Origin of the sequence: Streptococcus caprae (assembly GCF_042649745.1) — a bacterium.
Lineage (GTDB): Bacteria > Bacillota > Bacilli > Lactobacillales > Streptococcaceae > Streptococcus > Streptococcus caprae.
This window is the reverse complement of record NZ_JBHRZV010000006.1, coordinates 1-14,588: the sequence shown is the minus strand read 5'-3', so window position 1 is coordinate 14,588 and position 14,588 is coordinate 1. Positions and strand designations below refer to the sequence as shown.

13 protein-coding genes are annotated in these 14,588 nt (G+C 45.2%); 8 read left to right on the top strand and 5 right to left on the bottom strand.

What is annotated here, in order from left to right:
- Positions 1 to 72 precede the first annotated feature (72 nt).
- Complete coding sequence (locus ACFORF_RS01425) at positions 73 to 681, top strand: CHAP domain-containing protein (protein ID WP_380424661.1); 609 nt, start codon at positions 73 to 75, stop codon at positions 679 to 681.
- 257 nt (positions 682 to 938) lie between these two features.
- On the opposite strand, the gene rnjA is transcribed toward ACFORF_RS01425, so the two are convergent.
- Positions 939 to 2,621, bottom strand: a complete 1,683-nt coding sequence (gene rnjA, locus ACFORF_RS01420; RefSeq protein WP_380424660.1) for a ribonuclease J1 — start codon at positions 2,619 to 2,621, stop codon at positions 939 to 941.
- Position 2,622: 1 nt separating this feature from the next.
- The gene (locus ACFORF_RS01415) at positions 2,623 to 2,853 is read right to left on the bottom strand and encodes a DNA-directed RNA polymerase subunit epsilon (RefSeq protein WP_380424658.1); all 231 of its coding nucleotides are present in this window, start codon (positions 2,851 to 2,853) and stop codon (positions 2,623 to 2,625) included.
- A gap of 273 nt (positions 2,854 to 3,126) precedes the next feature.
- Between ACFORF_RS01415 and tsaB the strand changes: the two genes are divergently transcribed.
- The 5 genes from tsaB to ACFORF_RS01390 all read left to right on the top strand — a co-directional run bounded on the left by tsaB (position 3,127) and on the right by ACFORF_RS01390 (position 8,372).
- Entirely contained in the window at positions 3,127 to 3,813 is a 687-nt protein-coding gene (gene tsaB, locus ACFORF_RS01410; protein WP_380424655.1) for a tRNA (adenosine(37)-N6)-threonylcarbamoyltransferase complex dimerization subunit type 1 TsaB, read from the top strand.
- A gap of 4 nt (positions 3,814 to 3,817) precedes the next feature.
- A complete protein-coding gene (gene rimI, locus ACFORF_RS01405; RefSeq protein WP_380424652.1) occupies positions 3,818 to 4,231 on the top strand; it encodes a ribosomal protein S18-alanine N-acetyltransferase in 414 nt (137 codons plus the stop codon).
- A gap of 408 nt (positions 4,232 to 4,639) precedes the next feature.
- Entirely contained in the window at positions 4,640 to 5,704 is a 1,065-nt protein-coding gene (locus tag ACFORF_RS01400; RefSeq protein WP_380424649.1) for a galactose ABC transporter substrate-binding protein, read from the top strand.
- A 127-nt stretch (positions 5,705 to 5,831) separates the two neighbouring features.
- On the top strand, positions 5,832 to 7,358 hold the full coding sequence (locus ACFORF_RS01395; protein WP_380424646.1) for a sugar ABC transporter ATP-binding protein: 1,527 nt from the start codon (positions 5,832 to 5,834) through the stop codon (positions 7,356 to 7,358).
- A 3-nt stretch (positions 7,359 to 7,361) separates the two neighbouring features.
- The gene (locus ACFORF_RS01390; protein WP_380424644.1) at positions 7,362 to 8,372 is read left to right on the top strand and encodes an ABC transporter permease subunit; all 1,011 of its coding nucleotides are present in this window, start codon (positions 7,362 to 7,364) and stop codon (positions 8,370 to 8,372) included.
- Between the two features lie 180 nt (positions 8,373 to 8,552).
- Here ACFORF_RS01390 and recD2 read toward each other — a convergent pair whose 3' ends face one another.
- From recD2 to rnhC, 3 genes are all read right to left on the bottom strand, one after another.
- Positions 8,553 to 11,111: an SF1B family DNA helicase RecD2 gene (recD2, locus tag ACFORF_RS01385; RefSeq protein ID WP_380424642.1), complete on the bottom strand. Its 2,559-nt coding sequence runs from the start codon at positions 11,109 to 11,111 to the stop codon at positions 8,553 to 8,555.
- Between the two features lie 417 nt (positions 11,112 to 11,528).
- On the bottom strand, positions 11,529 to 12,116 hold the full coding sequence (gene lepB / locus ACFORF_RS01380; protein WP_380424639.1) for a signal peptidase I: 588 nt from the start codon (positions 12,114 to 12,116) through the stop codon (positions 11,529 to 11,531).
- A gap of 40 nt (positions 12,117 to 12,156) precedes the next feature.
- The gene (rnhC, locus tag ACFORF_RS01375; RefSeq protein WP_380424636.1) at positions 12,157 to 13,053 is read right to left on the bottom strand and encodes a ribonuclease HIII; all 897 of its coding nucleotides are present in this window, start codon (positions 13,051 to 13,053) and stop codon (positions 12,157 to 12,159) included.
- Between the two features lie 312 nt (positions 13,054 to 13,365).
- Here rnhC and ACFORF_RS01370 point away from each other — a divergent pair, with 312 nt between their 5' ends.
- Entirely contained in the window at positions 13,366 to 13,674 is a 309-nt protein-coding gene (locus ACFORF_RS01370; protein ID WP_380424634.1) for a hypothetical protein, read from the top strand.
- Positions 13,667 to 14,203, top strand: coding sequence for a CvpA family protein (locus ACFORF_RS01365; RefSeq protein ID WP_380424632.1), 537 nt, complete (start codon positions 13,667 to 13,669; stop codon positions 14,201 to 14,203). Before ACFORF_RS01370 ends, ACFORF_RS01365 begins: the two co-directional genes overlap by 8 nt.
- The last annotated feature ends 385 nt before the right edge of the window (positions 14,204 to 14,588 follow it).

Sequence of the window (14,588 nt, the reverse complement as noted above, 5' to 3'; positions counted from 1 at the left end):
TAAAGGCCTTAACATTGATCTGACATATTTCTCCAGTAGAATAAGAGGGTCTTTAAAAGAAAGGAAGAAAAAATGAAATTCAATAAAACAATGCTTATGACCACTAGTATGGCAGGATTAACAGGACTTGCCCTTCTTTCAACTCAATCTGCCAGTGCAGATGAGTGGGGTTACGCTCCAGACTTTAATGCTTATGGCTTTGAACAATCAACGCCGTTCTACTATGGTCAAGATTATAGTGCCAACTATAATTACAGCTATGGAGATACGAAGACTGAGACAGCGTCAACTTCGACCTCAACGACAACTACTAGCTCAAATGTAACAGTATCCTCTGATTCTACCAACCTCTATCCTGTAGGGCAGTGTACATGGGGTGTTAAATCACTGGCAACATGGGCCTCTAATTACTGGGGAAATGCCAATGATTGGGCAGCTAATGCAGCAGCAGATGGCTTTACGGTTGGAACAACACCTGCAGTTGGTGCCATTATTGTCTGGTCTGATGGAGGCTACGGTCATGTCGGTTATGTCACGGATGTAGCCAGCGATGGAACAATTCAGATTCTAGAGTCTAATTATAATGGTAATATGTCTATTGCTAACTACCGTGGTTACTTTGATCCAAATAATTCTTGGACACCTGGGGTTGTATCCTATATCTATGCACCCGCCTCTTGATGAGAGACTAGAATGACATTAAGTTTATCCGATTGGAATGGAAAATTGCCAATCTAAAATTTCCTCAAAATCATAATAAATCAGTCAGGTTGACGTAGGTATAAGAGAGTTAGGCAAAAAAACTGAATGATGTATGGTTTAAATTTTAACTCAGTATAACTTTGATTTGAGGAGAATATGAATGCTTGCTACGGCCTAAGACAACCGTGGCAAGACGCAAAAACACCAGCTTTCAAGAGAAGGCTGGTGTTTTTGGTTTAGTCGTTATCTGGCGTGAGTACCATTGGAATGATGATTGGTTCACGCTCTGTTTTTTCGTATAGGAAGGGTCTCAGGGCATTGACAATAGCTCCGTTAAGAGTTTGAACACTAGCATCCTTGTTTTTCAGTGCAATACGAATGGCATTGAAGAGGAGGCGTTGGCTCTCACGGATAAGGTCGCCAGATTCACGCATGTAGATGAAACCTCGACTGAGGATGTCCGGACCAGCCAGAATCATCTTGGAATTGAAATCGACAGTAGCGATAGCGAGGACCACACCGTCTTCTGACAAATCGCGACGATCGCGGAGGACAGCTGCTCCGATATCGCCGATACCATTTCCATCGACGTAGATGTCTTGGGCATTGAATTTTCCAGAGATGCGGGCGCTGTTAGCCGTCAATGCCAGGACATCACCATTTTCCATGATGAAGATATTTTTCTTTGGCACACCGGTATCCACAGCGAGCCCGGCATGGACTTTCTGCATCCGGTATTCTCCGTGGACTGGCATGAAGTATTTTGGTTTCATGAGGCGGAGCATGAGTTTTTGTTCTTGCTGACCACCGTGTCCAGAAGTATGGATGTTGTTAACCTTGCCATGGATGACATCAACGCCAGCCTCTTGGATGGTATTGATAAGTTTGTTGACGCTGGTCGTGTTTCCAGGGATTGGACTAGAAGAGAAGATGACAGTGTCACCTGGCTGTAATTGCACGTGACGATGGTTCCCGTTGGCAATGCGAGCTAAGGCTGCCATGGACTCACCCTGGCTACCTGTACAGAGGATGAGAATTTCACTGGCGTGGTAGTTCTTGATGTCGTTAGGTTCAATGAAGGTGCCTTTTGGTGCTTTGATATAGCCTAACTCAATTCCGTTGACAATGGCTTTTTCCATTGAGCGACCAAAGACAGCAACCTTACGGCCGGTCTTAACAGCAGCTTCAATGGCCTGCTGGAGACGGAAGATGTTAGAGGCAAAGGAACCGAAGATAATCCGTCCATGGATGCCTTCGATGATGCGCATGATGGACTGACCGACAACCTTTTCAGAATTGGTGAAGGTTGGTACCTCGGCATTGGTTGAGTCAGAGAGGAGGCAGAGTACGCCTTCTTCCCCAAGTGCCGCCATGCGGTGGAGGTCGGCTGGTTCACCAACAGGGGTAAAGTCAAACTTGAAGTCACCTGTACAGACGACACGTCCTTGAGGGGTGTGAATGACAATTCCCAAGGGTTCTGGGATGGAGTGGGTTGTCCGGAAGAAGGTTACGGACAAGTTCTTGAAGGTCAACTCGGTGTTGTGGTTGATCTCATAGAGTTTGGCATCACGTAGGAGACCGTGTTCTTCCAGTTTTCCACGGATAAGAGCAAGGGCCAGTGGTCCAGCATAGATAGGAACATTTGCCTGCTTGAGAAGGAAGGGAATTCCACCGATATGGTCTTCGTGACCGTGAGTGATAACTAGACCCTTGACACGATTGAGGTTTTCAACGATGTAGGAGTAGTCAGGGATAACGTAGTCAATCCCGAGGAGATCATCCTCTGGGAACTTAATTCCGGCATCGACGATGATAATCTCGTCTTGGTACTCGATACCGTAGGTATTTTTCCCGATTTCACCGAGACCGCCGATGGCGTATACCCCAACCTCGTCTTTCTTTAGATTGATGTTTGACATATTAGAACTCCGTTAAGCTGAAGGCACCGGTTTCTTTTTCGTATTCCAAGTGCTTGTCTGAGAGAAGTTCGATGAATTCGATGTTGTAGGCAGTATTTTTTTCGACCAATTCGCGGGCCAAGATACGGCCTTGACGTTCTTCAGTTGCGTCAATATCTAGGTAAAGAGACTTGGTTTGTTCACGTTTTGGGTTAGTGTCTTTAGTTTCTTGGTAATAAACTTTATAAATCATTGGGTTTCCTTTCGTTTTTTCAAGGTTGAGACCATGTAAAATGAGCCAGAATGGTATCATTCTATGCTCTGCTATTCAATTGAAAAAATAGAGTAATGGATTGACCTTGAGCGTTGCAATTATAAAAATTATACCACAAAACAGGGGCTGAGTAAAAGTATAAGTTGGGTGGTCGCGTTTTCATGTCGGAAGAATATCTGCTTTTATGATAAAATGGGAGGAGACGGTCGGCCGATAAGCTTGGTTGACCTTAGAACAGAAAGAAGAGTCAGTATGAATATTTTATCCTTTGATACCTCGAGTCAGGCCTTAACGGTTGCTATTCTTCGGGATGAGCAGGTTTTGGCAGATCTGACCCTCAATATTAAGAAAAACCACAGCATTAGCCTTATGCCCAGTATCGATTTTTTGATGGGGCAGTTGGGGATGGACCCTCAAGATTTGGACCGTATTGTAGTAGCGCAAGGACCGGGTTCCTATACAGGTCTGCGAGTTGCAGTTGCGACCGCAAAGACCCTGGCCTATAGCCTTAATATCAGCCTGGTCGGGGTGTCTAGCCTTCAGGCCATTGCCCTGAATGTGGCTTTCGATGGCTTGGTCGTTCCCCTCATGGATGCCCGTCGGAATAATGCCTATGTCGGTTTTTATGAAGATGGCAGAGCAGTCCAGCCTGATCGTCATGACTCGCTTGACGCCATCCTAGTAGCTTGTCAGGACCGAGCTAAGTTAGCCTTTGTCGGTGAGGTCAGCAATTTCCGTGACCAGATTTTAGAGGCCTTCCCACAGGCGCTGGTGCAGGAGGTTCTCCCTTCAGCTGTTGCGATGGGCAGACTGGGTCTCCAAGAAGAGCCTCATGAGGTGCACAGCTTTGTCCCAGAGTATCTGAAGAAGGTAGAAGCTGAGGAAAATTGGCTCAAGACCCATGAAGAGGGTTCGTCCGACTATATCAAGAGGGTTTAAGGAAATGAAAACGACGGAACAAGCACAGGTGGTCCATCAGATTTTGCAAGCGACCTATGGCCAATCGCCCTGGAATTTGGACCAAATCCAGGCAGACATGGAACAGGAAAGCACGCATTACTACTTTGTCCAACACGGAGGGCAGGTGGTCGGCTTTCTTTCGCTCCAAGATATGGTTGGGGAGAGTGAGCTGACCAATATCGCCATAATGCCTGAATTTCAGGGAATGGGCCTGGCCCACCAACTTATGAAGCAACTCATCAGCAATCCTCAGCCCATATTTTTAGAGGTGAGGGAAGGTAACACCAAGGCCCAGCAACTCTATCGAGCCTACGGTTTTAAAGAAGTCGGCCGTCGCAAGGCCTACTACCACAACCCAACCGAAGATGCCCTGCTTATGAAACGGGAGGGGAGGTAACAAGGATGGCTCAAGTCCACTATTTTAAAAAAAACTTCAGTGACTGTAACTCCGAGTAGGCTTGGGCAAAACTCTTTAATAACTAAGACGACTCAGATGACCATACAGAGTCTCCTTAAGCATCTCTCACTGTAGAGGTGCTTTTTATTCTTATTTTTTATAAAAATTAGACCAAAAAAAATTTAGGGTTAGATTTATTATAAATGTAAGATTCGGGATTATGTTAAAGTCGTTGAATATAGCCTAAAAAAGGCAAGTTAAAGGCCTACTTAATATAAAAATCGGATTAGACCAATGTTTTTAAGGTATTTTAATATATTGACAAAAATAATATGTCAAGGTAAGATAAAAGAGTAAAGAAAACGTTTACACTGTCGTGCATTGCTTAATTGGAGAAAGGATTTTAAGATGAAAAAGTTTTTTAAGTTTATGGCATTGGCTCTTTTAGGGTTGGTTTTGGTGGCCTGCGGTAAATCAGGTGAATCAGATGGCTCTGGTAAAACCTATCAAGTAGGGGTTGCGATTTATCAGTTCAACGATAACTTTATGACACTTTATCGTAAGGAATTGGAATCTTACTTTACAAAATTGGGTGAAGAAACAGGTAATAAATATGTTTTGGATATCCAAGACGGTAAGCAAGACCAAGCGACTCAAACAGAGCAAATCAACAACTTTATCGCTCAAGGTAAAGATGTTATCTTGGCTAACCTGGTTGACCCAACTGCGGCTGGATCAATCATCTCTTCTGCTCAAGCAGCTGATATTCCGGTTGTTTTGATCAACCGCGAACCAGAAGTTTCTGAAATGGAAATCTGGACTGGTAAAACTGCTTATGTTGGTGCAGATGCGACTCAATCTGGTACTTATCAAGGGGAAATGATTGCTGCAACCGACACTAAAGGAGATATCAATGGTGACGGTACCGTTAACTACATTACCCTCTTTGGTGACCCAGCTAACGTAGATGCTCAACAACGGACAGCGTACTCTGTTAAAGCTTTGACAGATGCAGGTATTAAAAACGAAGCGCTCGCTGAACCTTACCTTGCAAACTGGGACACTGCAAAAGGTCAAGAAATGACAGCATCAGCTTTGGAACAATTTGGTACTAAATTGGAAGTTGTCTTCGCTAACAACGACGGTATGGCTGTCGGTGCGGTTACCGCTATCGAATCTGCTGGCCGTAAGGTTGGTAAGGATATCTTGGTAGTTGGTGTTGATGCGATTCCAGATGCTATGGAACTCTTGAAAAACGGTAAATTAACAGGTACTGTTTTGAACGATCACTACAACCAATCTCACACTGCTGCTAACGTTGCTGTTGAATTGATGGAAGGCAAAGAAGTTCAACCTTACTACTGGATCGACTACGTGAAAGTCACTAAGGAAGGCGATGCAGAATTGAAAGATGCAGAAGCTAAGACTGAAACCATCAAAGAAGTTAAAGAACGCTACGCAGCACGCAAATAATCACGTAACACCTAAGTAACCACGATAGCAAACGATGATGTGTTCTCACGATCTACCAACAAAGTCTCGTCAGATTGTTGTGGCAGCATCGTGAGAACATTTTTTGTAAAAGGAAGGAGGCTTTGAAATGCCAGAAACGGAATATATTTTAGAGATGCGTGATATCGTCAAAACATTTCCTGGTGTCAAGGCTTTGGATAATGTGACCCTCAAGGTTCGGCCTGGAACGGTTCATGCCTTGATGGGAGAAAATGGGGCTGGGAAATCCACCCTCATGAAGTGTTTGTTTGGGATTTATCACAAGGATGGTGGAACCATTATTTTTGATGGCCAGGAAGTTGATTTTAAAGATTCCAAGGAAGCCATCGACGGTGGCGTTTCTATGATTCACCAAGAATTGCAGCCGATTCGCATGATGACAATTGCTGAAAACGTCTTTTTAGGCAATTATCCCTTGGGGAAATTTAACCTAGTTGATCATGGTAAGATGAATGCGGAGACAAGTGAACTCCTTAAGGAAGTGGGATTGTCCATCAGTCCTAAGACTCTCCTCAATGACTTGACCGTATCTCAGATGCAGTCAGTTGAGATTGCCAAGGCTATTTCCCATAAGGCTAAGGTTGTAATCATGGATGAGCCGACGTCTTCCCTGACCAGTTCAGAGGTAGAGAAACTCTTTGAAATTATTCGTCAGCTCAAGGCTAAGAATATTGGGATTATCTATATTTCCCACAAAATGGATGAAATTTTGCGAATTTCAGATGATATTACCATCATGCGTGATGGTCAATATGTCGGGACTTGGCCAGCTTCTGAGATGACAACAGCCTCCATTATTCATAATATGGTTGGGCGGGAATTGACCAGTCTCTTCCCTGAAAAAACTAATGTCGTTACGGACGAAGTTGTCTTACGTGTCGAGAACATGACTTCACCTAACCATCTGTCCTTTAAACAGGCCAGCTTTGACCTCCATAAGGGAGAAATCTTGGGTATCGGTGGTTTGGTTGGAGCCCAGCGGACGGAGTTGATGGAAGCCCTTTATGGCATGCGAGGCCTAGATGATGGAAAGATTTACATCAAGGGCAAGGAAGTCAAGATTAAAAATCCTGAGCAGGCCATTGCCAATAAGATTGCTTTGGTAACGGAAGACCGTCGCTATAATGGGATTTTTGGGGTTCTGTCCATCACGGATAATGCCTCTATCGCAGCTCTCAAGCAGTATGTTGGTGGTTTCGGTCTTTTGAATGAGAAGCGGATGAACGATGTCGTGGATAGCAATGTTCAGCGCCTGCGGGTTAAGACACCAAGCAATAAAACCCCTATCGGAAGTCTATCCGGTGGGAACCAGCAGAAGGTTATTTTAGCCAGATGGCTGGCAGGAAATCCAGATGTGCTCATCTTGGATGAACCGACCCGGGGTATCGATGTTGGTGCCAAGTATGAAATTTACCAAATCATCAATGACCTGGCTAAGGAAGGCAAGTCCATCATCATGATTACTTCAGAAATGTCTGAACTTTTGGGCGTGTCTGACCGTATCATGGTCATGTGTGAAGGACGAGTCTCTGGTTTCTTGGACCGGACCGAAGCGACTCAAGAGTCTGTCATGACCTTGGCGACTCGCTTTATGACAGAGAATGTGGAGGAATAAAAGATGTCTACTCAATCATCTACTGCACCATCTAAGCAGTTTAATTTAGGGGATTTTTTAACTAGAAATTCCATGTATATTGTTGTTATTGCTATGATTTTGTACACTGGTTTGACCCAGGACAACTTCTTTACAGTCGGGAATGCTGGGAATATCATGGCCAATACTTCTGTGCGTTTTATCATTGCCTTGGGGATTTCAGGATGTTTGATTACCAGGGGGACAGACTTGGCAGCTGGGCGTATCGTAGGTCTGACAGCCATCATCACCGCAACCCTGGTTCAAAAGCCGGATTTCGTGGATAAATTCTTCCCTAATTTGCCAGATCTGCCGATTGTACTTGTCTTGCTGATTGCGATGGCAGCAGGTGCAACACTTGGTATGATTAGCGGTTCTATCATTGCCTTTCTCAATGTGCCACCTTTCTTGGCCACGCTAGGTATGCAGATTATTACCTACGGTCTGGTCTTGATTTATTCACAAAGTAAACCAATCGGAACCTTCAAGTCTGAGTTTGTTCAGCTGGGACAAGGGAAACTCTTTGGGGTGATTCCTTATATTGCCATCATCGCGACCATCATGGGTGTCTTCATGTGGGTTCTCTATAATAAAACTCGCTACGGCAAGTACATGTATGCCATCGGTGGTAATGAGAACGCCGCGGAAGTTTCAGGGGTTAATGTTCGCTTGGCTAAGTTAAAAATCTATATCTTGGCTGGTCTTTTCTATGGTCTAGCTGGTTTCCTCCTCTCTGCAAAAACAGGTTCTGCTGGTGCCGGTGCTGGTATGGGTTATGAATTGGATGCCATTGCGTCTGCCACTATCGGTGGGGTTTCTACCGCAGGTGGTCAAGGAACCATTCCAGGAATCCTCCTTGGGGTCTTCGTCTTTGAACTGCTCAAGGTCTGCTTGACTTATCTGGGTGTTACTCCAGATATGACCAACGTTATCCAAGGTATCGTTATCATCGTAGCCGTGGCTCTTGACATTCGTAAGACTATGGTGAAACGTTAAGATGTTTCTCTTAGAACTCTTTAATCTCAAGTAGCGTTGTAGCTTTATCTTGTCTAAGTTAGCCAGACTCGCCTATTGGGATTTTGAGTGGATATAATAAAAAACTGAAGTGCCGGGTGCTTCAGTTTTTTGGTCTATTTTAGTGGGAGTTTGGGGGAGTGAAATTTTACTTGTAGGATTTTATCGTGTTTTGAAGAAGAGGTCGATGTCTTCTTGACGGATACCAATCATGGGATCAATGGTGTTGATGTTTTGACTGGTCAGGCGGTAGTCTTGTGGATTGAGGTTTTCCTCTCCGTCTGGAAAGAGAAGGAGTTGCTCGGTCAAGTCATCGCTCTGTTGACTACCTTTTTCCTGGGTTGGGTAGGTCACGGAGGTGTGAGTTGATAAGCCCTCTGCTAGGCTGAGAGGCTTGTTTTTTTGCTCTGGTAGTGTTTGCTTGGGCTTGTCTTGTTCCTCTTGGAAATCGGGTGTTTCTGACTCAGTAACCTTAGGGCTTTCCGTCACTGGCTGACTTGGTTCACTGATTTCTGGGGCATCAGGATGGAAACGCTGAATAAGATAGGTCTTGCGCCGAGTTCCTGTATTTTTGATGGCGTAGTCAAAGGCTTGGAGTTCTCCTAGCATGACCAGCTTGCTCTTAGAACGGGTGATGGCCGTGTAGATGAGGTTGCGTTGTAGCATGCGCCCGCTTTGGCGCGTGATTGGCAGGATAACAACCGGGAACTCACTTCCCTGGGACTTGTGAATACTCATGGCGTAGGCCAAGGTAATCTTGAGCCAGTCGTTGCGGGGGTAGTTGACCTCGGTCCCATCAAAGGAGAGGACAATTTCATCCTGCTTGCTGTCGCTGTACTTGGCAGGTATGAGCTCAGTGATGTAGCCGATATCCCCGTTAAAGACATTTTGCTCGGCGTCGTTGACCAGGTGGAGGACCTTGTCTCTCAGACGGAACTTGGTCTCGTTGAAGAGGAATTCTTGTTGGCCATCAGCTGGGTTGAGCAGGTCCTGCATGAGGGTGTTGAGAGTATTGATACCTGCCTGACCACGGTACATGGGCGCCAAGATTTGAATATCTTCTTTAGCGATACCTGATTTAATGGCAGAGCTGACAATTTTGATGACCATGTCCGGGATGAACTGGGCCTGGGCTTCGAAGTAGGAGCGGTCAGCTTTTTTGCTGGTCAAATCAGCAGGGGTCTGGCCTTGTCGGATGTGACTGGCCAGGGTCACGATGGTAGAGTCATCCGACTGTCTAAAGATTTTGGTGAGGGAAACTTGTGGAAGCTCTGCTATGTGCAACAAATCCGCCAAAACTTGACCAGGACCTACCGACGGCAGCTGGTCGCTGTCACCGACGATGATGACCTGGGTGTTGGAGGAGATGGAGCTAAAGAGTTGGTGGGCCAGCCAGGTGTCTACCATGGAGAACTCGTCGATGATGATGAGGTCACAGTCTAGGTAGTCGTCCATGGCTTGGTAGTCATTGTCACCATTCAGGCCTAGATGCCGATGGATAGTGGCCGCAGGCAGCTTGGTCAGTTCACTCATCCGGCGGGCTGCTCGACCAGTTGGAGCTGCCAGGAGAATTGGGAGGTTACCCTTGTTCAAATCGATGTTATGGAGGCGGGCGTAGGTCTCGATAAATCCATTGATAACAGTGGTTTTCCCAGTTCCAGGTCCCCCTGTCAGGATGAAGACCTTACTGTTGATAGCGGTCTCGATGGCCTGTTCCTGGACCTGATCATAGTGGATTCCCAATTCCTCTTGAATTTGAGAGAGGTGGGACTGAATTTCTTCTTTAGAGATTGGCTCGCCCAATTGGGTATCGAGGATGCGTGTCAGGTGCTTTTTAATGCCTTGTTCAGCGTAAAAGAGGGAGTTATCAAAGATTTTGGTGTCAATATTTTGGAGTTTTTGGTCGGCCAGGAGTTGAGTGAGCTCGTAGGCAACGGCCTCTTCTGAGACAGTCTCAGGTCGGGCATCCTCCAGCAGAGTGATGGCCTTTTCCAGCAGATCTCTGGCCTCGATGTAGGTGTCGCCTTCTTCGATGCAGGCTTCCAGAATACTGTGGAGAATAGCTGCGCGGTAGCGGTTGGAAGAGTCGCTGGCGATCCCCAATTTTTCAGCTAGATTATCGGCAATCTTAAAACCGATTCCCTTGATTTCTTCGACCAGACAGTAGGGGTTGTCTTCGATAACGGTCAGGGTCTCATCCTTGTAAACCTCGTAGAGTTGGAGGGCCATGCGACCGGTCAGACCGAGTTCGGCCAGCTTGGAGATGATTTGCTCGGTACCGTAGTTAATCTTTAATTTGGTCAAAAAGGCCTCACGATTGACCTTGGACAGGCCAGAAATAGTAGCCAGTTTACTAGGATCAGCTAGAATTTTATCAATGGGATTATCTCCGTAGAGCTCGACAATTTTTTCAGCAGTTTTTTTCCCGATCCCCTTGAAATGGTCGCTGGAAAAATACTTGACCAGACCGGAAGCTGTTGGCTTGGCGCGTTCGTAGCGCGTGACCTTAAGTTGTTCCCCGTAGCGCGGATGCTGGGTTAGCTCACCCCAAAATGTGTAGTTTTCCCCCTCAATAACGTCAGCGATGGTACCCGTCACAATGATTTCAAAGTCATTAAAGTCACAATCGGTGTCCTCGATTTCAAGGAGAATGATTTTATAAAAATTACTGGCATTCTCAAAAATGACACGTTCGATGGTGCCGGAAAAAAAGACTTCCATAGCCTGACCTTTCAGTTTTTCTTGTCTCCTATTATAGCGCAATTTGGGCTGGGGGTAAAATAGCGGAGCTGGTGAAGTGACTGTGTGAAACTGGATAGGAGGTAGAGACTTGGATAAATTGGAGTCATTCAAAATCTCATAAGATTAGGTAGTAAGATTAGTAAAAATCAAACTCACTCAGAATCTCACAAGATGAAGCAGGTTGACGTAGATAGAAAGCCATACTCTTCCCAAATCAAAACTATAGGTCGTTTGGTTTCCTTGCCTAATTCTCTTATGCCTGCGTCAACCTGCCTTGTCTCCTTTGATTTTAAGTGAGTATTAGGCAAGAATACCTAGTGACGTATGGTTTTGAGCGAATATTAGTTGCCTGACTGGACATCAAAAAAAGAGACTGGTTGCCCAATCTCTGCTCTGCTATTTATCATGAATCGTTCCGAAATCAGCTAGTGGCCAAAAGCGGAATTTAACTTCGCCGATGATATCGTCAGCAGCAAAGGTTCCAACGGCACGGCTGTCCTGGGAAACGATACGGTCATCACCGAGGAGGAAGTACTGGCCTTCAGGCACGGTAATGGAGAAGGAAGTGTTGCCCTGGGTGTCTGTCGTAAAGGCGTTGGCTGACATGGCCAGCTCTTGGAAAAGTTTGTTGTAGGAGTATGTCGCCTGAAGCTTGTCCTTGGCAAAGGCTGCCTTGTAGGTGTTGAGGTAGGTCTCTTCAACCACTTCACCGTTGACCGTTAAAACATCGTTATCGTAGGAAATGGTATCTCCAGGCATGCCGATGACGCGCTTGACGATTTTCTTGTCATCTTCTTGGGCCACGACGATATCAAAACGGTCAATTTTTGCGACCTTAACGACAAAGAGGCGTTCGCCGTCTGCCAGGGTCGGATCCATGGAGTGGCCATCAACCTTAACATTGACCCAAACGAAAATGTAGGAGAGGATAAAGAGGGACATAAAGAGGAGGAAGAGTCCCCATTCTTTGATAAAATTTTTCATAGTAGTTGGGGCGAGGGCCCCTTTCCTTTCTAGTTTCTGTCTATTTTAACAGATTTTGAGCTTTAATGGTATTTTTAAAGTGCAATTTTGCAACATGGGCTAGGCCTGGCATGCCATGCTTGGCTAGGATACGACTGGCAACCTGGTCAGACTTGCTGCCGGCCCCGCTAGGTAGGGTAAAGCCAATTTCCTGACCAAGTTTGTCCAGATTTTCCAGGAACATTTTCCGAGCGATGATGGATGAAACAGCGACAGCCAGGTATTTCCCTTCAGCTTTTTCTTCAAGCGTTAGGGGATTGGTGACTTGGTTGCGTTCGTTTCGGACGTATTTCTGATAGTTGGACGGGCTGGTAAAGGCATCGATGACAATCTTTTCAGGTTGCACCCCGTCGCTAAGCAGGAGGAAAATGGCCTGATTATGGAGAGCAACCTTGACTGAGACCGCATTGTGGCGGAGCCCATCCCCAACGACTTCATTATATTTACTCGGGGACAATAGCAGAGCCCGGTGAGGGATTTTCTCTTCTAAGATTGGTGCGATTTGTAGAATCTTCTGGTCTGTCAGTGTTTTAGAATCTCCAACACCTAGCTGACGCAGCAGGGTATGGTCTTTCGGTCTGACGAAACTAGCCACGACTGCCAATCCCCCAAAATAAGACCCATTCCCCACCTCATCTGTGCCGATTAGAGGCAGGTTTTGTCCTGACGAAGTAGTTGAAGTAGCATCTTCAGCCTGGTAACCAAATTCCTGTGCCAGTTGCTCAGCCTGATTACCCTGAAAAACAATCTTACCAGAGGTATAAATCGATAGGCTGATGCCATCTTTCTTAGCCGCAAAGCTGATATAGGGATTCTTGCTTGGGACCTGCCAAGGGGCAAGTTTAGAGGTGAGAGCGGTAGTCGTCCCCTCACCCATTTTCATGACGATTGTAGACATAGGGATATTGTAACATAAAAGGTGATAAATAGGCTAAGAATTTTGGTTCTAGCTTTACCAAATCAAATAAATATCATTAGAATGACTTATCGAAAGGGGAGCTGGATCCATGTCAATCAGCCAAGTCTGTTGAAAGTTTGAGGAAATGTTCGAAGTTTTGGTGATAAAGAAAATTTCTCTTGTTAGAGAAGATTGGATGAGATTCCTAACGGCGATTTGGCTTGGTTGGAAGAGTACTGTGAAACACTCTGTTCAGTGGTTTGGTTTTACGAACGGGCAGTTTTGCGGTATAATAGGCTAAGAGGTGACACTATGAAAGAAAAAAATCGTTATAAATTCGTTTTTGGCGACAAGCCTTTAACCCTTACGACAGATAAAGATAATCTCTTCATGGAAGAGGTCGAGCGTTTAGCGCGTGAAAAGTATGATGCTATCAAGGCAAAATTGCCCCAAGCTGATAATGAGACGGTGGCTATCCTTATGGCTATTAATTCTCTTACGGTGCAGTTGAGCCGGGAAATTGAACTGGGGAAAAAAGGTGTTGAGGGAGTTGTCGGTCAGATGACAAACAAAGACCGCCAAACTGATCACTCAGGAGACGAGGAGTTCCAAGATGATTAATCTTCTCATTATCATTGCTGTAGTCTGGAATTTTTATATCGGTTATACGCGAGGTATCATCCTTCAAGCTTTTTATTCGGTGAGCTTGATTGTTTCAGGCATTATTGCTGGCATGTATTATCAAAAAATAGCAAAGCTGATTACCCTTTGGGTACCCTATTCTAATCCTGTTGAAGGGGCTAAGGTGAACTTCTTCACATCTGTAGACATCTTTCAATTAGGCAAGGTTTATTATAAGGGAGTAGCCTTTGTTGCTATTTTTGTTGCAGTTTATTTAATATGTCGTCTTATCGGGATTTTTTTGCATTTTGCTCCGATTTCTTATTTTGAAAATTGGGTGACTAATACGATTAGTGGTGGATTAGCGAGCTTGACTACCCTTGTTTTTTCAAGTCTAGGTTTGTCCGTACTCGCAACTATTCCTATGGATGTTATTCAAAATCACCTTGCAGCTTCAAGCTTTGCTAAGTTGCTGATTAATCATTTTCCAATCCTGACCGCAGTTCTTCAAAAATTGTGGGTGGGGTAATAGACATTGCTATGATAAGTGGAATGCCGTGAGCAAAATTTTAAAAATACAGTTAAAAAGAGGCTGGGCATAAAGTCCAACCTCGCTACCTAGAGTCTGTTCTAACATTTTAACGTAGTGGTTGGGAGCCTTTCTGCTGGCTTTGCCAGCTTAGAAAGTCCCCTGCACAGTTCATTAGGTGCTTTAGCACCAATGAGCCACTGCTGAATGAGCTCTAATAGGCTGATGTTGTTAGCTTTTAGAACCTTAACGAATGACGCAAACCTAGTTTGCGTTTTTTTCAACCTCAAACAGTCCACCAGACTGTTGCTCACTTTCGATTTTTTAGGCTCGCACCTTTGACAGTCTCTCCCCAGACTGTCAAAGCCATGCGATGGTGGGACTT